Here is a 22,097-nt window from a genome sequence, read left to right as displayed (position 1 = left end):
CCGCTATTTCGCCGCCTATCTGGCCGGGCGTCGCATTCCCGTCCGGATGAAGTATCACGCGCTACCGCGCCGTTGATCTCGATCAACGCCGGCACCGACCCGGCTCCTAGACTCAGATCACGCGTTCAAGCGCCACTCACCCACTTCTGGAGCACTGCAATGACTTACAAGACCATCGTCGTTCACCTGGATACAAGTGAGCGCGCGCACCCGAGGCTCGAATTCGCCCTGCGGCTCGCCAAGCAGTTCGACGCCCATCTGACCGGCGTGTTTGCCGTGTTCACGCCCGATCCGCGCTCGCTCTACGTTATGGCCGGAACCGCCGAATACTACGGTGCGCACGAACAGTCGCGCGCGGAACGCCGCGGCGCGCTCGAACGGCTCTTTCATGCGGAACTGCGCCGTGCGGGAGTTTCCGGCGAGTGGATCGCTGTCGACGCCCCGGCTAGCCTCGCCGTGCCGCAGCGCGGCCGGTGCGCTGACCTGATCATTGCCAGCCAGGACGACCCGCACGATCCGGAATCGTACGTCGGCGATTTTTTCCCTGAAAACCTGATCATGTCCGCAGGCAGGCCGGTGTTGCTGGTGCCGTACGCCAGCAACGTCACGTCATCCGGCGCGCACGTGATGGTCGCCTGGGACGGTAGCCGCGAAGCCACCCGCGCGGTGCACGATGCGCTGCCGTTCATGCGCGCGGCGAAGACCACCACGGTCGTCACCGTCAACGGCGAGCGGGGCGAGCCGCGCGTGCGCATTCCGGGCGCGGATATCGCCACGCTCATCGCGCGGCACGGCGTGAACGTCGAGGTCAAGGATATTGAGGTCGGCCGCGATGCCTCGATCGGGGACGCGCTGTTGTCACAGGTATCCGCGATCGGCGCGGATCTGCTCGTGACGGGTGCTTACGGACACGCCCGCTGGCAGGAACTGGTGATGGGCGGCGCGACCCGCACGATCCTTAGATCAATGACCGTGCCGGTACTGATGTCGCATTGATGAACCGGAACGTCGAGTCAGTTCCATTCAGGAGAGAATTCACCATGTATCAACAGATTCTGGTTGCCGTCGACGGCAGTGAAACGTCCGCACGCGCCCTGGACGCAGCCTTGCAACTCGCGCGCGATTCCGGCGCAAGACTACAACCCCTTTTTGTCGTAGACGTCCCATTGATGTCATACGACGTACCCGGTTACGACCCTTCCTACGTCCGCACGGCGCTGCTCGAGGAAGGCGCGCATGTGATCGAGGACGCATTGGCGAGCATGAAGCGGGCCGGTGTGGAGGGCACGCCACGCATCGCCGAAACCGACCTGGCGGGCGACGACATCGCCCATTGCATACTGCACGCGGCAAGCGATTTCAAGGCCGACCTGGTGGTCATGGGCACGCATGGAAGGCGGGGTTTCCAAAGGCTGGTGCTCGGCAGTGTCGCCGAACGTTTCCTGCGCATCGCGCAGTGCGCGGTGCTGATGATCTCGGCACACAGCGCCAAACCTGTGGCAAGCGACGCACAGGTAGCCGAACCGATCAGGGAGCCGTCATGACCTGCAAAACCCTGCTGGTGCATCTCGACGACAGCACCCATAGCACCGCGAGGATCGAGTTCGCACTTGAACTGGCCGGCCGGCACGGCGCGCATCTGATCGGCCTGTATGTGGTTTGTCAGGATCTGACGCAGCCGATGTTTCTCCACGGCGAACGCGCACTGGTCGCGATTCGCGAAGCGCAACACGAGGCCAATCTTAAAGACGCGCAGGCGCGCTTTCTGGCGGCGGGCGAACGGGCCGGGCGCGGTGTGGAATGGCGGGCGCCGGGCGGGCCGGCGGTGGAAGCAGCGGTCTTGCACGCACGCCACGCCGACCTCCTGATCCTCGGTCAGGATGATCCCGACGATCCCTCATCCTATATCGCACGCCACTTTGTCGAGGACGTGTTGATGAGCTCGGGCCGCCCTGCCATTGTGCTGCCCTATGCCGGGGCCGTCCGTTCGTTTGCCGAAAACGTGCTGATCGCGTGGGACGGCAGCCGAGAGAGCGCCCGGGCGATGGCCGACGCCTTGCCGCTGATCAAACGCGCGAAATTCGTCACCGTGATGACCCTGCAGCGTCACCCGGACAGTGAAGCCTCAGCCGGCATCGACGTCGCCGCCTGGCTTGAACGGCACGACATCCAGGCGGGATTCGCCGCCGCGCCCAAGGTGGCCGGGGTCCCCACGGGTGCGCTGCTGTTGAACATGCTGGCCGATCATCATATCGATCTGGTGGTGATGGGCGCATATGGGCATACGCGCGTGCAGGAACGGCTGCTCGGCGGCGTCACACGGACCATGCGTCACACGGACCATGCTTCAGTCGATGACCGTGCCGGTGCTGATGTCGCACTGATCTGGCAATTCAGGAATTGCGCGAAAAAAGCCCTCGCGCAAATTAAAGCGCCCGGTTTTCAGGGCGCTTCTTTTTTTGGAGCCTCGGCCCCCGGCACGGCTCCCATCGCGAGGTGGCTGCATACTGGCACGATCCGTGCAAACCGCGCACAATGGGCGACGCATACGTTGTTCCGGCTGGCTGCAGTTAACGAAAATCAACGTGATGTTTCCCGATCCGCGCCGCGCTTGCGCCATCAGTCAGCGTGGCGGATTGCCTACCATCCAATGAGGCGCACATGCCCTCTCGCGGTAACACGCCATTCGCTAGAAAATCGCCTTTATCCACGCGGGTTGTCCCGCCTGAGCGGCGTCCCATGCTTGCCGCGGCGGTCACATTCGCGGTCGTTCTTATGACTGCGCTTGGTGCATGGCGCTGGGTCGGCGAGCACTCATTGCGCGCCGCCAACAGCCGCTTTGAACAGAATACTATGCGTATCACCGCTGATCTGCAGCGCGAGTTCGCCTCCGGCGAATCACTGCTGCGCGGCGCGCGCGGCATGCTCTCAGTCGCGCCGGCGGCCGATGCCGACGCCTGGCGCCGATATGTCGCGCAACTCGGTCTGGACGAAGCGTCGTCCGTGGTGCGCTCACTTGGCTATGCCGATGTTGACGCCGCCGCTATCGCCCGCCTGACGGGCGGCGCCGCTAACGGTGCCGGACCAGCCGCCGCGCCACAACCGGTCGCGCCGGTGACCCAGATGGCGCCGGCCGCCGTCGATGCGATGCCTGTCAGCTACGACCTGGCGAACGCTCCGGCGAGCCGGGCGGCGTTGCTGCACGCTATCGATACAGGGGCAAGCGCGCTCGACGCGGACGCAGCGCCGTTCGGCGATGCCGGCTCGAACCCTCACCCTCGTCTCTACGTCTATTTTCCGGTGTATTCGGACGCCGGATTGCCGTCGACACCACAAGCGCGCCGCGCGGGCATCACGCGGCTGCTGGTAGCGGCGCTCGATACCAGCCGTGTGTTCGACAACGCCGTTGCCCGGCAACGGCGCATCGATCTGCAGGTATTTGGCGGAACCCCCGCCACGCTGGTTTATTCGTCCGCCGCAGCAGACGACGACCTGGTGGAGACGGACCCTGTCTTCCGTAAAACCGATACCTTGCGCGTCGGCGGTGTACCGATCACGCTGTCGTACACCGCGAGCGGCCGCTATCTGCGAGCCGAGGACGAATTCGCAGAAACCGCGGTGCTGATAGTCGGCGTTGCGGCAGCGTGCCTGCTCAGTGCCATGGCTTTCCTGATTGCCAGCGAACGCGGCGGCGGATCGATAGCGACGAGCAAGGCGCGCAGCCAGTCGACCCTGAACGAGGCACGCATGATGGGAATCATCCGCTCGTCGATGGAAGCCATCATTACCGTCGACGAACGGCAGAACATCGTCATCTTCAATCCAATGGCCGAACAGGTTTTTGGATGCACCGCCATGGAAGCGGTCGGCGCTTCGCTCTCGCGCTTCATTCCCGAGCGCTTTCGCGCGGGACACGCGCGGCATGTCGAACAGTTCGGCGTGACCGGCGTTTCCGACCGCCAGATGGGCAAGCAACGCGTGCTGTTCGGCTTGCGGAGCAACGGTGAAGAGTTTCCTATTGAAGCGTCGATCTCGCAGATCCGCGATGGCGATGGCAAGCTGTACACAGTTATGCTGCGCGACATCACTGAGCGGGTAAAAGCGGAAAATGCGCAGCGGCAATCGCGTGAGGAACTACGCGAGCTCTCGGCAAATCTCCAGAAAGTTCGCGAGGAAGAAAAAACCCGCATCGCACGCGAGCTGCACGACGACCTTGGGCAGCAATTGACTGCCCTCAAGATGGACATTTCGTCGGTCGAACAGGAGCTCGAAACCACTGCTGAACCCCGCCTGATGCAGCAACTGCGCGGGATGCGCCGGTTGATCGATGCGACGGTCGCGTCAGTGCGCCGGATCGCTGCCGATCTGCGCCCGGTCATGCTCGACGATCTCGGTCTGATTCCTGCGATCGAATGGCTCGCCAATGACTTTACAAACCGCTATGGCATCGATGTGGAGCGCCGGATCGAAGTCGGCGACACCAGCTTTACGCCGAATGGCGCGACGACGCTATTTCGTATCGTCCAGGAAGCGTTGACCAATGTCGCCCGGCATGCGGAAGCGACGCTCGTCACGCTGACAGTGCGCATCGAAGGAGGTGCTTGCGTGTTGCAAATCGCGGATAACGGTCACGGCGCGAACCGCTCGCCCACCTCCGCCGAGAAATCATTTGGCCTGCTCGGTATCCGTGAACGTGCACATATGCTGGGCGGCACGGTCGAAATCCACACTTCCAATGGCAACGGCTTTGCGCTAACCGTCACCTTTCCGGTCACGGCGGTGCAACAGCAGGAGATGCAAACGTGATTCGAGCGCTGATAGCCGACGACCATGCCCTCGTACGCGATGGCCTGCGGCATATCCTGCAGAACGCAAGCGGCTTCCAGGTGGTCGGCGAGGCCAATGACGGCATCAGCACGATCGCGCTGGTCCGTTCGAGCGCGGCCGACGTGCTCGTGCTCGATCTGTCGATGCCAGGCAGAAACGGCGTCGAACTGATCAAGCAGATCAAGGAGGAAAGGCCGGCACTGCGGATCCTCGTGCTCACCATGCATGCGGAGCAGCAGTACGCGGTACGCGCTTTCAAGGCGGGCGCATCAGGGTATCTAACCAAGGAAAGTGCCAGCGCCGAGCTGGTCGCCGCGGTCACCAAAGTCGCATCTGGTGGCGTTTATGTGAGTCTCGCGATGGCCGAGCGTTTTGCGCAGAGCCTGAACGAGCCTGCCGACACGCTGCCCCATCAGCGTCTATCCGACCGTGAATTCGATGTGTTCCGCCGCATCGCCGCGGGGCAGACCCTGACCGAAATCGCCGCGGAGTTGTGTGTCAGCAGCAAGACGGTGAGCACCTATAAAACGCGCATCCTCGAAAAAATGCAGATGCCGCACGAAGCCGCGCTGGTGCGTTACGCGCTGCGCCACAAGCTGCTCGGAGAAGACGACGAAATCTAGATCTGTATCCGGGACGGCGCGCAGGCCGTCGGGTTAGAGCCAATCGTCACATCAATTCGTCGCTCACGCGGCTACATCTACTTCCGCATTTGCCGTCTGTAGGAAATCCCCTACACGCCTTCGCGCTCGCCTACCTGAAGTTCGTTCGCCGCCGATTTTAAATTGAGACAGCGCGGCCGATACTTCGAGCCATGAACTCCAGCCCGTCCCAGCAAACACTGCGCGTTTTCCTCGTGGAAGACACGATCCCGATCAGACAACGGATGGCGGCGCGCTTCGGCGCCATCGACGGCGTCGAGATTGTCGGCGAAGCCGAAGAATCCGATGCCGCGCTCGCCGGTATCGACGCCACCGGAACCGATGTCGTGGTCGCGGATTTTCGCCTGACCGGCGGCACCGGCATGGAACTGCTGCAGAGCATCGCGCGCAGCACGTCGCCGGTGATCACGATCGTACTGACGAATCATTCGAGTGCGGGCTTCAGGCAGGCGTGCCTCGCGGCCGGCGCTCAGTACTTCTTCGACAAGACGAGTGAATTCGATCTTGCATGCAACACGATCAAGCGGATTGCCCACGAGCGTAGCGCACGTGGCCTCAACTACACAGGAGAACATCATGTCTGACGTCGCCGAATACACTGAAATCATGCCGCTGCAGCGTGTCCCACTGCCGGCGTCAGGCCATTCCCCGCTCGCGCCGTCAGTACCGGCCCGCCCCGCCGCACGCTGCTCGACCTGCTCGCTGCGCTCGATCTGCATGCCGCAAGGCTTGACGCCGGCCGAACTGGAACGCATGGAGTCGCTGATGTGCGTTTCGCGCACCATCAAACAGGGTGAATCGCTATACCGCGCCAACGATTCGTTCCAGAGTATCTATGCGGTCCGCGCCGGTTCGTTCAAGACCGTCGTCATGCATCGCGACGGTCGCGAACAGGTCACCGGTTTTCATCTGGCCGGCGACTCACTCGGTCTCGACGGCGTATGTTCAGGCAAACACAGCTGCGACGCGATCGCCATCGAGGACAGCAACGTCTGCATCATCCCGTTCCATTTGCTCGAAGTCATGTGCCGCGAGGTGAAGGTCGTGCAACAGCACGTCCATCGCCTGATGGGCGGTGAGATCGTTCGCGAGGCGACACTGATGATGCTGCTTGGCACGATGTCCGCCGAGCAGCGGGTCGCCGCATTCCTGCTGAACCTGTCAGGAAGGCTCAAAACACGCGGCTACTCCCCGGCCACGTTCAATCTGCGCATGACACGGGAGGAGATCGGCAGCTATCTTGGGATGAAACTCGAAACCGTCAGCCGCATGTTTTCGAAATTTCAGAAGGACGGCCTTGTCGATACGCACGGCAAACAGATCAGGATTCTCGACCTCGAAGGCCTCGCGCGCGTGTAGCGCCAGACGAAAAGGAGGAGACCTTAAATGAACGCACTTCCCCAGAACAGCGCCTGGTCCATCGACGAACATCAATTCGACCCGAATGCCGGCATCGAAGAAAAACTGCGGTTTGCACTGCGATACGCGGTGCTGGCGCCATCCAACCATAATACGCAACCGTGGCATTTCATTGTCGACGGTGACTGCGTCACGCTGTGCGCGGACCGGATGCGGGCGCTGCCGGTGGTTGATCCCTTTGACCGTGAGCTGATCATCAGCTGTGGCGCGGCGCTTTTCAATCTCCGCGTTGCGCTGAGCCGCTTCGGTCTTGCCTACGCGATCACGCTGTTTCCCTCGCCTGCCGACGTGGACACGCTGGCGCATCTGCGGATCTTGCGCGATGGCCGCTGCGACACCAGCCTTGCACCACTATTCGACGCCATGCCGCGGCGCGTCACGACCCGTGAAACCTTCGCTGACGAACCCGTCCCTGTCGAGCTTCAGTTGCGGCTCGAGGAAGCCGGCGCCGCCGAGGGTGCCGACATTGTCTGCGTCGGCAACGCGGCCATCCGCGAGCGCCTCGCCACGTTGATCACTGAAGCCGATCAGGCGCAATTCAAGGATCCGCGCTTCAGGCGCGAACTCGCGAGCTGGATCCATCCGAAACGCAGCCAGGATGGCATGCCAGCGTTGTCGCCGGGCATGCGCGCCCTACTCGATCTCGCGGTGCCCCTGGTAGGTTCCGTGATTCGCACGTTCGACCTGGGCGGCGGCATGGCAGCCGCCCATCAAACGCTGGTCACCGGCTCGCCGTTACTGCTGTGTATCGCCACCGGAGCGGACGATGCCGCAGCGTGGCTGGCGGCAGGTCAGGCGCTTGAACGGGTACTGCTTATCGCCGCGGACGAGGGCATCACGGCGTCCTATCTCAATCAGCCGATCGAAGTGGCTTCACTGCGTGACACATTGCGTGCCGCCCTGAATCTGGACGGCGTACCGCAATTGCTGCTGCGTATCGGCCGCGGCCGCCAAATGCCTCATTCGCCGCGGCGACCGCTTGCCGAAGTCGTGTCGTAGGAACGCAGCGACCCTCTGACACCGCTTCGCTCGCAGCAACGGAAGTAGCCGCTGTGGAGCATGACCGGCATGCCGACTCTACTTCGTCGAGCAAACGAAGCGTTGCCTGTTCGATCGGATAACGATGGGTATCGAACGCAGCGTCAAGTGGCATCTTTGGCCGGGCGCCGGAAAGCGAAAGTCTGAGTGCATGACAAAGGCGGTTGATTTGAATCAATCATCGACTATGGCAGCAGCGCACCATGGGGTTTGTGCATTCAACGTCCTGGCCTGCAACACCTAATTTCGCCTGGCTCGTACGAGGCTGTCATGAAACATCTGTTCAGACTGGGTACCACGCTGCGCGATTCAGCGCACCCACGCCCGGTAACCGGCGTAGCGCCGCAGCGTATCGCACTGCCCGCACCCCAACGCACCGGTGGCATGCCGATCATGGAAACGTTCGCGAGACGCCGAACGACGCGCCGGTTCGCTTCAACCGCGCTTGACGATACGACGCTCAGTAATTTGCTATGGGCAGCCGACGGCAATAACCGGGAGCCGGAAGACGGACGAACTGCGCCTTCAGTATTGGGCCTGCATGAAATCGCGATTTACGCCGCGCTCTCGTGCGGGCTCTACCGATATGATCCGCACCAGCATTGCCTCGATCTGGTCGTCGCCAGTGATGTGCGGGGCCTGACCGGCTATCAGGACTTTGTGGGCGATGCGCCGCTTGATCTCGTATACGTAGCCGATCTCGCACGAATGCACGAAATCGCCGCATCGCAGCGTGAACCGTTTGCGTCCGCCAGCGCTGGGGCGATCGTGCAAAACGTCTACCTTTTCTGCGCGAGCGCCGGGTTGGCGGTCGCGGCCCGTGGTTGGCTGAACCGCAGCGCACTCGCCGTTGAAATGCGCTTGCCGCGCGACAGCGTCGCCGTGCTCGCTCAGACGGTAGGTCATTTCGATGTTGCGAACCCCGAGGAAAGTAACTGACCGAGGCGGACGCTCGAACGCAACGCGAAACATCGGTTTGATATGAGTCAATCGCAACGGCGACGGCGACTCTACACTGATCTCAGAACCTGTCCTGGAGTGCGTATTGTGAATGCCCCGCCCCTGCACTATCTCACCGCAAGCACACTTGCGCTGTTGCTGGCAGCAAGCGGCGCAGCGCTTGCCCAGTCCGAGCCGACAGCGCTAGTCGATCAACAGCATTGCATGTTCTGCCATACCCGTGATGCGCCATTTCTCGCGCCTTCGTTTCAGCAGATCGCGGAACTCTATCGCGGCGTGCCAAACGCCAGCGTGGTGCTTGAGCACAAGCTGCGGCTCGGCGGCAAGGCCCACTGGGGTGACATGGCCATGCCGCTGCCGGCCGATCGCGGTGGCCCATTGACGCCCGAAGATGCTCACACGTTAATCCAGTGGGTTTTAAGTCAATAGCGGCCCAGATAGTTTGCCCACGTTCGCGGCATGTACGGAGAACCTCATGCGCCTTACCATCCACCTCGACACGTTCGATCGTGTCAATCCAATGGCATTCGCCATCCTGTGGCTCGACAATGAAAAACGCCAATGGTCGCGCGAGGGTCATATGGGGCTCGATTTACCCGAATGGGGCGCCTTGCACGTCGATTGCGGCAACACGCTGATCTGTGGGCCGCACGATTCCACACCCCGCTGCGTCCTCGAAGGACTCGATCTGAACACCGCGTCTGGACCATTCGAGGGTGAAACCGGACACGCACAATGGTGCGCCGACGCCGGCAGATCGCTGATAACCGGCCACTGGCACGTGCAATGCATCGACAACGAGAACACCGAACCCGAAGACGGTATATTCGCCGCCGACGACACCCCTTAAGCGTTGTCAACACGACCAACCGGATGAGGAGCTACCGTGGGAATGAACGCTGATCTGGACGGCGTGCGTCATGCGTACGGACTCTGCTTCGTACGCGCACCATGGGCCTATTTCACGCGTTTGCCGCTCGACCAGCAATGGGGCGACGGCTGGGAACGCGTGCCTTATCAACAGCACGCCGCAGCCCCTTATACCGACAGTCCCGAGCAGATCCTGACCGTCGCTTTCGATGGCCCGCTCTACACGCCCGATCGCGGCTACGACAGCAAGGAACGCAGCGTCAACGAAATCAATCGCGGCGAGGTGCCATGGCTGCGTACGCAAAGCTTTGTCAGCAATGCACCGATTCACATCATGGCAGGCGTCACGCTTGAGTCATTTGTGGAGCAGGTCGAACTTGCGGGCGGTCGCGTGTTTGCACCGCTCGGCTGTGGCGCTTTGCGACTCGAACCAGTTGAGCGCGCGGCGTCGTCGAATACGCCGACTCCGGCGTGCGGCACGGCCAAAGCCTGAAGCGATCAACGCATATTACCCGCATTACCGCATCATCCCGGCTCATCGCGCGCCATCCCAACCTCCTCCCAGCGCCACATACGGCGCCATCGCATCCGCACACCTCCCGGCGGCGTGCTAGGAATCGTCGCCCGCTGAAGGGTTAAGCAGCAGGACGAAACAGGCAACGCCGGCAACAAGCCCGGCCGCGCCGAAACGAATGAAGTCCGTGCTATCGAACAACAGCCCACGGATTAATCCCGCGAGGCCTGCTAACGCGATAAAGACGGCAATGGTCGCAAAGATGATTCTGGATTCTGTCCGGACCATGATTCCTCCCTCTCGGCTCAACGCACGTCGTTCTAGATCGACGTGGCAGTTCGCGAGCCGTCAATGACACATTCATCATCGACCCAATCGAAGTATTGCGATTGATTTGCATCAAGGTCTGGAAGCTCCGCATCACGTGTAGGTGATGCAAGCGCCTTGCAACGTTGAGGGTTAATCCATCAGCAGAAAGGCGACCAGCACTCGGTGCAGCTCACCTCTTGATGTGAATCAAGTGCATCGTCGGCCAGACCGTCATAGTCCTTACACACACCCACGCTGAATCATCACCGGCCCCCGTTCCGTCGTATCTGCCTGGCAGCCGTCGCCGTTCTCGCGCCAGCCCCCCAGACGCATCGGTGTACGCATCATGGCCATCAAGAGCCATCTCAAGTGACCACGCTGTCGATGCGTGGTCGCCGCCATAACCCCTATGAGGAGACTATGCATGTCTACCGTCGAACTTAATCAACCCAACTCCACGGCGCCGCAGATCCCAGCGCTCAGGCACGCAACCATCGACGGCATGGAGGCTTACCATGCACTCGTGGCCGAGGCCGAACGCGACTATCCCGCGTTCTGGGCGCGTCTTGCGAGAGAGCATATCGAGTGGCGCCGACCGTTCACGAAGGTGCTGAACGAAACCAACGCGCCCTTCTACCAATGGTTTGAAGACGGTGAGTTGAACGCTTCATACAACTGCCTCGATCGCAACCTCACCAACGGTCTTGCCGACAAAACCGCTATCGTGTTCGAGGCAGACGACGGCAAAGTCACGCACATCACGTATCAGGCGCTCTATCACCGCGTGTGCAGACTCGCCAACGCGCTGCGCGCGCGCGGCGTGAAAAAAGGCGACCGGGTAGTGATCTACATGCCGATGTCCGTGGAAGGCGTCGCCGCCATGCTGGCGTGTGCGCGCATCGGCGCGCCGCACTCCGTCGTGTTCGGCGGCTTCTCCGCGAAATCGCTGCATGAACGGATGGTCGATGTCGGCGCGGTGGCCGTGATTACCGCCGACGAACAGGTGCGCGGCGGCAAGACCCTGCCGCTCAAGACTATCGTCGACGAAGCCCTTGCGATGGGCGGCACCGAAGCCGTTAAAACGGTCGTCATCTATCGCCGTACCGGCGGCCGGATTCCCTGGATCGCAGGACGCGACGCATGGCTGCATGAACTCGAACAGGACCAACCCGATACCTGCGAACCGGAATGGGTCAGTGCGGAACACCCGCTGTTCGTGCTGTACACGTCCGGGTCGACCGGCGCGCCCAAAGGCGTGCAGCACAGCACCGGCGGCTATCTGCTGTGGGCCGCCGTAACGATGAAATGGACCTTCGACATCAAGCCGGCCGATGTCTTCTGGTGTACCGCCGACATCGGCTGGATCACCGGTCACACGTACATCTGCTATGGCCCTACCGCAGTAGGGGCGACCCAGGTGATCTTCGAGGGCGTCCCCACCTATCCGAATGCGGGCCGCTTCTGGGACATGATCCAGCGCCACAAGGTCAGCATCTTCTACACGGCGCCGACCGCCATCCGGTCTCTCATCAAAAGCGCCGACGCCAACGCCGCCGTGCATCCAGGCAGTTTCGACCTGAGCAGCCTGCGCATTCTCGGCACGGTCGGCGAACCGATCAACCCCAGCGCATGGAACTGGTATGCCGAACATGTCGGCGGCGGTCGCTGTCCGGTGCTCGACACGTTCTGGCAAACGGAAACGGGCGGCCACATGATCTCGCCGCTGCCGGGCGCCACCCCGCTCATGCCGGGATCGTGCACGCTGCCGATGCCGGGCATCGACGCGGCGATCGTCGACGAAACCGGCCATGAAGTGGCCAACGGTCAAGGCGGCGTGCTCGTCATCCGCAAGCCGTGGCCTTCGATGATCCGCACGATCTGGGGCAATCCTGAGCGCTTTCGCAACGGTTACTACCCCGAGGAACTCGGCGGCAAGCTGTACCTCGCCGGCGACGGCGCGATTCGTGACCGGGACACGGGCTACTTCACGATCACAGGTCGTATCGATGACGTCCTGAACGTGTCTGGACACCGGATGGGCACGATGGAAATCGAATCGGCACTGGCGGCCAATCCGCTCGTCGCCGAAGCTGCAGTCGTCGGGCGTCCGGATGAAACGTTCGGTGAGGCCATCGTCGCCTTCGTCGTTCTGAAAACGGCGCGGCCAACCGGTGCTGAGGCTAAGCGCATAGCGGACGAATTGCGCGTCTGGGTCGCCAAGGAAATCGGTCCGATCGCGAAACCGAAGGACATCCGGTTCGGCGACGCCATGCCCAAGACGCGCTCCGGCAAGGTCGTGCGCCGCTTGTTGCGCTCAGTCGCGAAAGGCGAATCGATTACACAAGACACGTCGACTGTCGAAAACCCCGCCGTGATTTCACAGTTCGCCGATTCGATCTGAACGGCCCGGCGGTCCGGCGGTGCGCCTCTCCGGCGCTCCGGCGTTCAGACGCTTGATCCTGTTGTGGCCGATGCGCGGCGCCTGTCTTAAGGACGGCCACGCAATCGACCTCTACCTCTTTCTGAATGAGGAATTCATCATGAATATCAAAGCCCCTAATCCGGCTGCACTCGGCCTGGCCGGTTTTGCCCTGACGACCTGGCTGCTCAGTATGATTAATGCCGGCTGGTTCAGCGGCACTGCGATGGGTATGGTGCTCGCCGTCGCTTTCGCTTACGGCGGCACAGCGCAGATGCTAGCCGGACTCATGGAAATACCGCGCGGCAATACATTTGGCGCGACGGCCTTTCTGAGCTATGGTGCGTTCTGGTGGTCGTTCGCCCTCTTCGTGCTGTTCCTGCACGGTACTGTGCCTGCGGCGTTCATCGGGTGGTATCTGTTCCTGTGGGGCGTGTTCACGCTTTATATGTGGGTCGCCACATGGCGTGCGCCGCGCGCGTTGCAACTGGTGTTTCTATCTTTGTGGGCGACTTTCTTCGTGCTTGCGGCGAGCGAATGGACCGGCCTTGAATGGCTGCGCCATGCCGGAGGTTACCTCGGCCTGGTGACGGCGCTGCTGGCGTTCTATCTGTCCGCGGCGGAAATCATTAACGAGGCACACGGACGCACGGTGCTGCCGGTGGGAACCGTCGCTCAGGAAATCGATGTGACCGTGACGGTCACCGAGGGACTGCGCGGGGCCTGAAACAAGCGGCGGCCGGCGTGCCGCCGCTCACACGGATAAAAATTGGCATGCCAATCAACTATCTTCGAGGATTCACGAAACCTGAGCGCAGCGACGCGGCGAATCTCCGCCTCGGACGATCGCTAGCCTTCGTCGCCGGTGCGGCCAACGCCGGCGGATTCCTCGCGGTGGGACAGTACACATCTCACATGTCCGGCATTGTGTCGTCACTCGCTGACAACCTCACGCTCGGCGAAATCAATGCAGTCGTTGCGGGATTGAGTTCGCTGTTGTCGTTCCTTTTCGGGGCCGCCACCTCTGCAATTCTGATCAACTGGGGGCGTCGCCGGCAAATGCACAGCCTCTATGCGATGCCGTTGATGCTCGAGGCTACGCTGCTCCTCTGCTTTGGCCTGATCGGCACGAATCTCGAGACCCATCGCCTGCTCTTCGTGCCGGTGACCGTTTGTCTTCTGTGCTATGTGATGGGTCTGCAGAACGCGATGATCACAAAGATCTCAAAGGCGGAGATCCGCACGACGCACGTCACCGGTCTCGTGACCGATATCGGCATCGAACTCGGCAAGTTTTTTTACTGGAACCTTGGAGACGTCGGAGCAACAACCGGTGGCGCAGTCCGTGCAGATCGCCAGAAACTGCGACTTCTCGGATCACTATTATTGTCGTTCCTCTCGGGCGGCCTGGCAGGCGCCATAGGCTTCAAGCACTTGGGGTTTATGGCGACCATTCCCCTTGCTATCGTGCTGCTTACTCTCGCCGCTGTTCCGGTCGTCGACGATATGCTCGCGCAGCGCCGATAGCATATTTTTTCGCAATGCCGCTACGTCGCGCCGCATTGATTGATAGGGGGCGCGGCCCGATTGCCAGTTACTGGTCAACGCATATTTCCGGTGTGCCCAAGTGAATAACGCCCCGGTTGCGGCCAGACGGTAAGCCCGTGCGGTTCCGCGCCAACCGGAATGGATTTGACCGAGCCGGTCGTCGTATCGATCGCGTAGACAACGTCATCGAAGCGACCGGACAGCCACAGCATCGTGCCATCCGCGCTGACATTACCCATGTCGGGACTGCCGCCGCCCGGAATCGGCCAGTTCGCGACGACCTTGCGCGTTGCGAAGTCGATCACCGAGACGCTGCCCTTGCCATGTTTCGGCCCGTGCACGCGATTGGAGCCACGGTTGGACACATAGAGCCGGGTGCCGTCGCGGCTCGGGTACAGGCCGTGCGTACCAACGCCGGTCTTGATGAAGCCAACCTTCGTGAAGCTGTCGCCGTCGATCACGTAGACGCCGTCGGCCATCATGTCGGCGACGTAGAACACCTTGCCGTCCGGCGCGATGCGGATGTCCTGCGGCATGCCCTTCCGATCGAGTTCGAGGTAGTCCACGACCTTGCGGTTGACGAGATCGATCTTGGCCAGCTTGCCGCCGAACTCGCAGGTAAAGAGCGCGTACTTGCCGTCGATCGAGAAATCGGCGTGATTGATGCCTTTGCACTGGGGCGCTTCAAGACTCGATTTCAGCGCCATCGTGTGCGCATCGCGAAAGTCCAGTCGCGCGTGTGCTTCGGCCACCACGATCGCCTCTTTGCCGTCCGGTGTGAAGTACATGTTGTACGGATCGTCGACCATGATCGCCTTGCCGGGATGGCCGGTCTTCGGATCGATCGGGGTCAGGCTGCCATCGGGGCGGCCTTCGGCGTTGTTGGCCACCCACAGCGTCTGCAGATCCCATGCAGGGACGACGTGCTGTGGACTGAATCCGACGTGAAACCTGTCGACCACCTTCAGCGTGGCCGAATCGATCACGTAGACGTCGTTCGAACGCAGGTTCGGCACATAGACGCGCGGTAGCGCGCCGGCGACCGCGGCGCTCATATGCCCGGCGCCCGCTTCGCTGTACAGGTTATCGGGGTGCACCACAGGCGGCATGCCGGCCACCGTGGTGACTGATGCAGCCGAGGCAGTGCCGGCGGCACAGAAACCGGCCAGCGCGACGGCGACGGCCGTTGCAACGCGCGAAAAGCGGGGAGCACACAATTGCATGGCGAATTCCGTTATCGAGTGATTGAGTGATCGGAGACGACGTCGGGAGTCTCTCGGATACCTCAGCGGCTTGCGGTCTCTTTCTTGATGGCATCGATGGTCCGCGACACAATCGCGTCAATGCCCAGTTGACCGAGTTCGACGCTCGAGTGCCGCGGATCGCCACCATAGACGCCGTCGGCTGGCCCCAGTTTCGGACCGGTTCGCAGATGATCGAGCCGCACCATTTGCGGTGCTACCGCCAGCAGCAGCGAGGTATCCGCGAGTCCCGCATGAGTGCCGATCTCGGCATCGCTCACGCCGTGCTGCCGCAGGATCTGCGCGTAGCCGTCCGAACTCGTGCCGTAGTACGCCGGCGGCACGAATGCGCGCGCGCTCGAGCCGGCCCAGCTCTTGTTGAGCTGGGCTACGACATGCCTGACATCGTTCTGGTAGCCGCCGTGGTCGCCGAGAAAGACGACGTTGGTGAAGCCGTGAACCTTGAAGCTGTTCGCGGCGGATTCGAGCGTCTTTTCGAACACATCGTCCGCCACTGTGATGGTGCCGGGGAAACGCATGTGCGATGTCGGCGGAGCGTAGCCGCCCTCCGGCACGTAGGCGATGACCGGCGCGACGATCGCGTTGCCGAGGCCTTCGGCAATCCGCTGCGACAGCACCTTGACGCGTGCATTGTGTTTGCCGAGTGCGACGTCGGGGCCGCTTTGCTCGGTTCCGCCGATGGGGATGATAATGGTGGTCTTGCCTGTCTGAATCTGGTCGCGCAGTTCGGTCCAGGTCAGGTCCTCAAGGAAGACGGTTTTCGGAGTTTGAGCAAAAACAGCCTGCGTAGCGATGAGCAAAATGACGGATGCGAAAGCACGTCTTGACGGAAAGCGCATGAAGGAGTCCTCGTGGGAAATGCGTGCCTCGTGAGCGAATATCCGCATAGTATCCCGTGGGGTGTCTACTGTTGTTCTTCGCAGCGGCGAGACTGTGGCCTCATGCACACACGTCGCTTACCGACTTACGAAATCCTTAATGCGCACACTCCGTCCGAACTGACGCGCCTGCGCGGCGGCAACTCCTGGTCGCTCAAGTTGCAACGACCGTATCACGGACCAGCAGCACCGGGCAGTTCGAGAATCGAAGGAATCGCTCAGCGACGCTACCTAGCTTCATGCGTTGTATTCCGCGACGTCCGTGGGTACCCATCACGACAAGGTCCACGTCGTGCCCCTGTACGTAACGCAGCAAGCAGCTGGCGACGTCTTCGCTGATGTTGTCCGTCTCGGCGATAGTGACCTTGCACGCCACGTCGCCCTCCGTCGCGTCTTTAAGCGCATTCGCCAGGATTCGGTCGCCTTCAGCTCGTAGTGCCTCGACCATCGCAAACTGGTCGTAATTGGCTGAATAGGCAAACATCGCGAAACGGTCGAGCACGTACACCATCGTCATCGTGCCGTCGACCAGCTTCGCCATGCGGATAGCTTCCTTTAGCGCACCTTTCGACGCGTTGCTGCCATCCAGTGCCACCAGGATATCTTTGTACATGACCACCCTCTCCGGTTAGTCGATTACGAATTCGCTCCTCATGGCGAATCAACCGCGCTGCCGGGAACGACACGAAGACGCGCACCACCTAGGCTGAAGATGGTCACAAATTCATCATCTGCGTTTCCCCTCGCGCCCGGATTGATTTGTATCAATGGCGTACGCGCTGTCGCTTGTGTACCTGATCGCGAACCCGACGCTTCGCGGATGCGTATTTCGCCAGCATTGATTCAAATCAAGCCGCTTACGCGTATCAGGATGAATATGCGTAAGCGCGCATCGCCAGCGCGGCTGCGGCTAACCGGCTCGATCCGAGCGTCCCGTCACGGCGAAACAAAGGCGATGAGACTCTGTCGGCGCGCGATTACCGCCGACATGGCGCAGGATTTGCTTATTGCTGTACCCACAGTTGTACCCGCACGACCCCGGCGAAGCGACCGGGGCTGACCAGCAGGAGGAGACAATGCGCGATGATGTCGGTCACGCCGTAACGTCAATGGCGACTCGTGAGGCCGGCTGGCTCACGCCGTCGATTCAGAAATCCCACGAGCGCTCCGAAACGTTCGGCTTGAGCGCCGCGATGCGGCCGGATTACGACGTGCTGCCGGCGGCCGAACTCACCTTGAAACTCGAGCAAAGCCGCGTCCTGTGTGCGCATGCCACGCCCGTGATGGAAACGCTGCACGAGCAGATCGTCAACACGCAGAGCATGATTGTGCTGACCGACGCCGAAGGGCTGATTCTTCACTCGATCGGCGACGACGATTTTCTCCGGCGAGCCGAGAAAGTCGCGCTGCGTCCGGGCGCGAACTGGGCGGAAGACCGGCAAGGCACCAACGCAATCGGCACGGCGCTCGCCGAGCGCTGTCCGACAGTCGTGCATGGCGAACAGCACTATCTGGCTGCCAATCGCTTTCTCACCTGTTCCAGCGTGCCGATCCTGGATCCGTACGGCGATCTGATCGGCGTGCTCGACGTCACCGGCGACCATCGCAGCTATCACCAGCACACCCTGGCGCTGGCAAAGATGTCCGTCCAGATGATCGAGAATCATCTGTTTACCAATACCTTTCGCGAGACGCTGCAAATTGCCTTTCACGGTCGGCCCGAGTTTCTCGGCACCTTGATGGAAGGCATCGTCGCGTTTACCTGCGATGGCCGTTTCCTGTCGGCCAATCGTAGTGCGCAATTTCAACTGGGATTGCCGCTCACCAGCTTGCGCGCGCATACCCTGTCCTCGCTATTCGGCCTCACCAGCGCGCAACTGATCGACCGTCTGCGCGTCAGCCGGGACCAGCATCTGTCGCTGAACCTGAGCAACGGCGCAGTGGTATGCGCCCATGTCGAATTCCGGCGTGCCACGCGCACCAATGATGCCTGGCCACCGGAGGAGCATCGTGAGTCACGACCCTCACAACGCGTGGCGTCCCCTCCCCCCGCCGCGAGCGTGCTTTCGAGACTCAGCTATCTGGACACCGGGGACCCGCAGATCGCGGCGGTCATCGCCAAAGTCCGCAAGGTAATCGGCAAGGACATCCCGATCCTGATCACCGGTGAGACCGGTACCGGCAAGGAACTGCTGGCCCAGGCGATCCACAACGACTCGCCGCGCCGCTCGGGGGCGTTCGTTGCGGTTAACTGCGCGTCGATACCGGAAACGCTGATCGAATCCGAGTTGTTCGGCTATGAAGAAGGCGCCTTCACCGGTGCGCGGCGCAAAGGCGCCGTCGGCAAATTGCTTCAGGCCAACGGCGGCACGCTATTTCTCGACGAAATCGGCGACATGCCCTATCCGCTGCAAGTGCGCTTGCTGCGCGTGCTGCAGGAGCGCCTCATCAATCCGCTTGGTTCCTCGAAGTCGATACCGGTCGATATTGCCATCATTTGCGCAACTCACCGCGACCTGCGCGACATGATCGTGCAGAACCGGTTTCGCGAGGACCTGTATTACCGCCTGAACGGACTAGTGGTGAAATTGCCGCCGCTGCGCGAGCGCACGGATCTATCCGCAGTGATCCAGAAGATGCTGCAATCCGCATCCTCCGAAAGCGCGGATGGGCAGCGACTGAGCGTCGCCGACGAGGTGATGGCGCTGTTCGAGCAATGCGCGTGGCCCGGTAATTTTCGCCAGCTCAGCAATCTTCTGCGAACCGCCGCCGCCATGGTCGATGCGGATGGCCAGCTGCGGCGCGAGCATTTACCCGACGATTTTTTCGACGACGTGCGCGGCACTACCGCCGCGCCTGCGAGCACCACGGAAACCTTACCGTTATCAAGTGGGCGGCTGGAGGACGTCGCCGCCGACGCCATCGCCAAGGCGGTTGCGCAGCATGGCGGCAATGTATCGGCCGCTGCCCGCGCCCTCGGCGTCTCGCGCAATACGATCTATCGCAAACTGCCGCCGCAGGGTATGGACAGCGCCGACGACGCGGTCTGACCGCCTGCGTCACAGGTGCTCCAATTTGCAACAGCGGTGTCCTCGAACTGAACAGTGCGTTGTTTCACGCGCTGGACTAGTTAGTCAGTTTCCCTCAGCAAAACGTGAGTCGGTATCCAAGGACGCTTTCGTTCAGGACGCAAAACGCCAATCGTGCGTCGGCTGTACCGTTCGCACCACGTGACACGCCCGGCATAGACCTTGCATTTGATCAATATGACCGCTTCCTCAATGCGGTTTCTCAATCACATGTCGTATCCCAGGAGACAGCCATGCAATGGACCACCCCCGCCTATACCGATCTGCGTTTCGGTTTTGAAATCACGATGTACATCGCCAATCGCTGAAGCAACGATGAAACGCCGCCCGCCCATCGCAGTATGTCAGTGTGCGCGGCGGCGCCCGGAGCATGGCTCATGAAGATCAAAATTCTAGGTTCCGGTGCAGGCGGCGGACTGCCGCAATGGAACTGCAACTGTGTGAACTGCAACCGGGCCCGTTACCAGACTGGCGATGTGTTGCCGCGGACCCAATCTTCGATTGCGGTGAGCGAGAACGGCGTCGACTGGATTCTGATCAATGCCTCGCCGGATCTGCTCGCACAGTTGCGCGCGAATCCGGAACTGCAACCCGCCCGCTCGATTCGTGACAGCGGCATTGCCGCAGTCGTGCTGATTGACGCGCAGATCGATCACGTCACCGGTCTGCTGATGCTGCGCGAACGCACCACGCCCCTGCCGCTGTATGCTTGCGCACCGGTGTTCACCGATCTCTCCATGGGTTTGCCGCTGGTTCCGCTGCTCGACCATTACTGCGGCGTCGAACGTCATGAGATCGTGCTCGATCAACCCTTCACGATTGCGCCTGTGGAAGGTATCCGCTTCACCGCATTACCGATCGAGAGCAAGCCACCGCCCTACTCGCCGCGCCGCGCCCAGGCCGCACCTGGCGACAATATCGCACTGCTGATCGAGAACCTTGCTACCGGTGCACGCGTTTTCTATGCACCGGGGCTCGCGAACGCGCCGGAACCTGTGCTCGCCGCGATGCGTTCTGCGCAACTCGTTCTGGTCGACGGCACGTTCTGGTCCGCGACCGAGATGATCGACCTGGGCCTGTCGACCCACCTCGCGGCCGATATGGGCCATCTGCCACAGTGCGGCCATCGCGGCTTGTCAGGGATGGTTCAGCTGCTGGACGCGCTGCCCAGTGCGACGCGCAAGGTGCTGATTCACATCAACAACACCAATCCGATTCTCGACCCGCATTCCCCCGAACATGCCGTGATACGCGCGCGCGGTATCGAAGTGGCACGCGACGGAATGCAATTCCAGGTATAGCCATGAACGCCCCGCTGCCCACCGCTGTTACCCACGCCGCCCCCTGGTCGCCGGACGAATTCGAAGCGCGTCTACGCGCGCTCGGCGCGCACTATCATATTCATCATCCGTTCAATCTACGGATGAATAGTGGCCAATGTTCGCCTGAGCAGATTCGTGGCTGGGTTGCCAACCGCTTCTATTACCAGATCAACATCCCCCTGAAAGATGCCGCGATCCTGTCCAATTGCGAGGACCGGCAGACGCGCCGCCTCTGGATCGAGCGGCTGCACGACCACGACGGCTACGGCGACAATCCCGGCGGCATTGAAGCATGGGCGCATCTCGCAGACGCGGTCGGCATCGAGCGCAAGGCATTGTGGTCGCTTGAGCACGTGCAGCCCGGTGTGCGCTTCGCAGTGGACGCCTATGTCAATTTCGCCCGTAGGGCGCCGTGGCAGGAGGCGGTCTGCTCTTCGCTCACGGAGATGTTCGCGCCGCAGATTCACCGCGACCGTCTGGCCGGCTGGCCCGACCTGTATCCATGGATCGACGCGCAGGGATTGCAGTACTTCCGCAGCCGTATTCCCCTTGCCCAGCGCGATGTCGAGCATGGTCTCGAGGTCACGCTCAGTCACTTCAAGACCCCCGACGCCCAACAGCGTGCCCTCAACATCCTGCGCTTCAAGCTAGACATTCTCTGGTCGATGCTCGATGCCATCGAAAAGGCGTACCCGGTATGAACGCCCCGCACCCCGATCACTACGTCAACCTGCGCCCGCATCTGCGCGCGATGTTTCGTCTGCAATGGGAAGACGTGCAAGATGCCTACGTATTGCTGTATCCGGAAGGCATGGTCAAACTCAATCCGAGTGCAGGCGAAATTCTCGCGCGCTGCGACGGAACCCGGGAACTGGACGACATCATTGACGAACTGGAAAACCTGTTCAGCGTGTCGAATCTTGCCGCCGATGTATACCGCTTTATCGACCATGCGCGGCAACGCGGCTGGCTGGATTGAC

At 61.5% G+C, this 22,097-nt stretch carries 23 protein-coding genes and 1 pseudogene; 20 read left to right on the top strand and 4 right to left on the bottom strand.

Annotation, left to right across the window (positions count from 1 at the left end; genetic code table 11):
- Positions 1–159: 159 nt before the first annotated feature.
- The 12 genes and pseudogenes from M0D66_RS26595 (at position 160) to M0D66_RS26540 (ending at position 10,269) form a co-directional block, all read left to right on the top strand.
- The gene (locus tag M0D66_RS26595) at positions 160–996 is read left to right on the top strand and encodes a universal stress protein (protein ID WP_266212024.1); all 837 of its coding nucleotides are present in this window, start codon (positions 160–162) and stop codon (positions 994–996) included.
- A 44-nt stretch (positions 997–1,040) separates the two neighbouring features.
- The gene (locus M0D66_RS26590) at positions 1,041–1,544 is read left to right on the top strand and encodes a universal stress protein (protein ID WP_266212023.1); all 504 of its coding nucleotides are present in this window, start codon (positions 1,041–1,043) and stop codon (positions 1,542–1,544) included.
- Positions 1,541–2,384 (top strand): annotated as a pseudogene (locus M0D66_RS26585) (universal stress protein). The gene M0D66_RS26590 and the pseudogene M0D66_RS26585 overlap by 4 nt, the downstream one beginning before the upstream one ends.
- A gap of 469 nt (positions 2,385–2,853) precedes the next feature.
- On the top strand, positions 2,854–4,806 hold the full coding sequence (locus M0D66_RS26580) for a PAS domain S-box protein (RefSeq protein WP_266212022.1): 1,953 nt from the start codon (positions 2,854–2,856) through the stop codon (positions 4,804–4,806).
- Complete coding sequence (locus M0D66_RS26575) at positions 4,803–5,450, top strand: response regulator transcription factor (RefSeq protein ID WP_266212021.1); 648 nt, start codon at positions 4,803–4,805, stop codon at positions 5,448–5,450. Before M0D66_RS26580 ends, M0D66_RS26575 begins: the two co-directional genes overlap by 4 nt.
- 191 nt (positions 5,451–5,641) lie before the next feature.
- Positions 5,642–6,073, top strand: a complete 432-nt coding sequence (locus tag M0D66_RS26570; RefSeq protein WP_200659564.1) for a response regulator transcription factor — start codon at positions 5,642–5,644, stop codon at positions 6,071–6,073.
- Positions 6,066–6,848, top strand: a complete 783-nt coding sequence (locus M0D66_RS26565) for a helix-turn-helix domain-containing protein (RefSeq protein WP_128576503.1) — start codon at positions 6,066–6,068, stop codon at positions 6,846–6,848. The genes M0D66_RS26570 and M0D66_RS26565 overlap by 8 nt, the downstream gene beginning before the upstream one ends.
- Before the next feature lie 27 nt (positions 6,849–6,875).
- Entirely contained in the window at positions 6,876–7,907 is a 1,032-nt protein-coding gene (locus M0D66_RS26560) for a nitroreductase family protein (protein WP_266212019.1), read from the top strand.
- A gap of 309 nt (positions 7,908–8,216) precedes the next feature.
- Positions 8,217–8,885: a nitroreductase family protein gene (locus tag M0D66_RS26555; protein ID WP_266212018.1), complete on the top strand. Its 669-nt coding sequence runs from the start codon at positions 8,217–8,219 to the stop codon at positions 8,883–8,885.
- Positions 8,886–9,038: 153 nt separating this feature from the next.
- Complete coding sequence (locus tag M0D66_RS26550) at positions 9,039–9,335, top strand: cytochrome C (protein ID WP_266212079.1); 297 nt, start codon at positions 9,039–9,041, stop codon at positions 9,333–9,335.
- Positions 9,336–9,381: 46 nt separating this feature from the next.
- Complete coding sequence (locus tag M0D66_RS26545) at positions 9,382–9,756, top strand: DUF3564 domain-containing protein (protein ID WP_200659565.1); 375 nt, start codon at positions 9,382–9,384, stop codon at positions 9,754–9,756.
- A gap of 36 nt (positions 9,757–9,792) precedes the next feature.
- Positions 9,793–10,269: a hypothetical protein gene (locus M0D66_RS26540; protein ID WP_266212017.1), complete on the top strand. Its 477-nt coding sequence runs from the start codon at positions 9,793–9,795 to the stop codon at positions 10,267–10,269.
- A gap of 117 nt (positions 10,270–10,386) precedes the next feature.
- Here M0D66_RS26540 and M0D66_RS26535 read toward each other — a convergent pair whose 3' ends face one another.
- Positions 10,387–10,578: a DUF2964 family protein gene (locus tag M0D66_RS26535; protein WP_266212016.1), complete on the bottom strand. Its 192-nt coding sequence runs from the start codon at positions 10,576–10,578 to the stop codon at positions 10,387–10,389.
- A gap of 445 nt (positions 10,579–11,023) precedes the next feature.
- Between M0D66_RS26535 and acs the strand changes: the two genes are divergently transcribed.
- From acs to M0D66_RS26520, 3 genes are all read left to right on the top strand, one after another.
- Positions 11,024–13,000, top strand: a complete 1,977-nt coding sequence (gene acs / locus M0D66_RS26530; protein ID WP_266212014.1) for an acetate--CoA ligase — start codon at positions 11,024–11,026, stop codon at positions 12,998–13,000.
- Between the two features lie 139 nt (positions 13,001–13,139).
- Entirely contained in the window at positions 13,140–13,745 is a 606-nt protein-coding gene (locus M0D66_RS26525) for an acetate uptake transporter (protein ID WP_266212077.1), read from the top strand.
- A 47-nt stretch (positions 13,746–13,792) separates the two neighbouring features.
- On the top strand, positions 13,793–14,545 hold the full coding sequence (locus M0D66_RS26520) for a YoaK family protein (RefSeq protein ID WP_054037486.1): 753 nt from the start codon (positions 13,793–13,795) through the stop codon (positions 14,543–14,545).
- A 74-nt stretch (positions 14,546–14,619) separates the two neighbouring features.
- Here the strand turns inward: M0D66_RS26520 and M0D66_RS26515 are convergent, their stop codons facing one another.
- The 3 genes from M0D66_RS26515 to M0D66_RS26505 form a co-directional block, all read right to left on the bottom strand.
- On the bottom strand, positions 14,620–15,789 hold the full coding sequence (locus M0D66_RS26515; protein WP_266212013.1) for a YncE family protein: 1,170 nt from the start codon (positions 15,787–15,789) through the stop codon (positions 14,620–14,622).
- A 62-nt stretch (positions 15,790–15,851) separates the two neighbouring features.
- Entirely contained in the window at positions 15,852–16,667 is an 816-nt protein-coding gene (locus M0D66_RS26510) for a creatininase family protein (RefSeq protein ID WP_266212012.1), read from the bottom strand.
- Positions 16,668–16,860: 193 nt separating this feature from the next.
- The gene (locus M0D66_RS26505; RefSeq protein ID WP_201126313.1) at positions 16,861–17,319 is read right to left on the bottom strand and encodes a universal stress protein; all 459 of its coding nucleotides are present in this window, start codon (positions 17,317–17,319) and stop codon (positions 16,861–16,863) included.
- A gap of 463 nt (positions 17,320–17,782) precedes the next feature.
- On the opposite strand from M0D66_RS26505, the gene M0D66_RS26500 reads away from it, so the two are divergent.
- From M0D66_RS26500 to pqqD, 5 genes are all read left to right on the top strand, one after another.
- Positions 17,783–19,756, top strand: coding sequence for a sigma-54-dependent Fis family transcriptional regulator (locus M0D66_RS26500; protein ID WP_266212011.1), 1,974 nt, complete (start codon positions 17,783–17,785; stop codon positions 19,754–19,756).
- 272 nt (positions 19,757–20,028) lie between these two features.
- Positions 20,029–20,103: a pyrroloquinoline quinone precursor peptide PqqA gene (gene pqqA, locus M0D66_RS26495; protein WP_006410019.1), complete on the top strand. Its 75-nt coding sequence runs from the start codon at positions 20,029–20,031 to the stop codon at positions 20,101–20,103.
- Between the two features lie 69 nt (positions 20,104–20,172).
- Complete coding sequence (gene pqqB / locus M0D66_RS26490) at positions 20,173–21,096, top strand: pyrroloquinoline quinone biosynthesis protein PqqB (RefSeq protein WP_266212010.1); 924 nt, start codon at positions 20,173–20,175, stop codon at positions 21,094–21,096.
- A 2-nt stretch (positions 21,097–21,098) separates the two neighbouring features.
- Positions 21,099–21,818, top strand: a complete 720-nt coding sequence (gene pqqC / locus M0D66_RS26485) for a pyrroloquinoline-quinone synthase PqqC (RefSeq protein WP_054037492.1) — start codon at positions 21,099–21,101, stop codon at positions 21,816–21,818.
- Positions 21,815–22,096, top strand: a complete 282-nt coding sequence (gene pqqD, locus M0D66_RS26480; RefSeq protein ID WP_266212008.1) for a pyrroloquinoline quinone biosynthesis peptide chaperone PqqD — start codon at positions 21,815–21,817, stop codon at positions 22,094–22,096. The genes pqqC and pqqD overlap by 4 nt, the downstream gene beginning before the upstream one ends.
- Position 22,097 lies beyond the last annotated feature (1 nt).

Origin of the sequence: Paraburkholderia sp. SECH2 (assembly GCF_030464795.1) — a bacterium.
Classification (GTDB): Bacteria; Pseudomonadota; Gammaproteobacteria; order Burkholderiales; family Burkholderiaceae; genus Paraburkholderia; species Paraburkholderia aspalathi.
The sequence above is the reverse complement of the archived record's forward strand: the minus strand, read 5'-3'. Positions and strand labels throughout refer to the sequence as shown.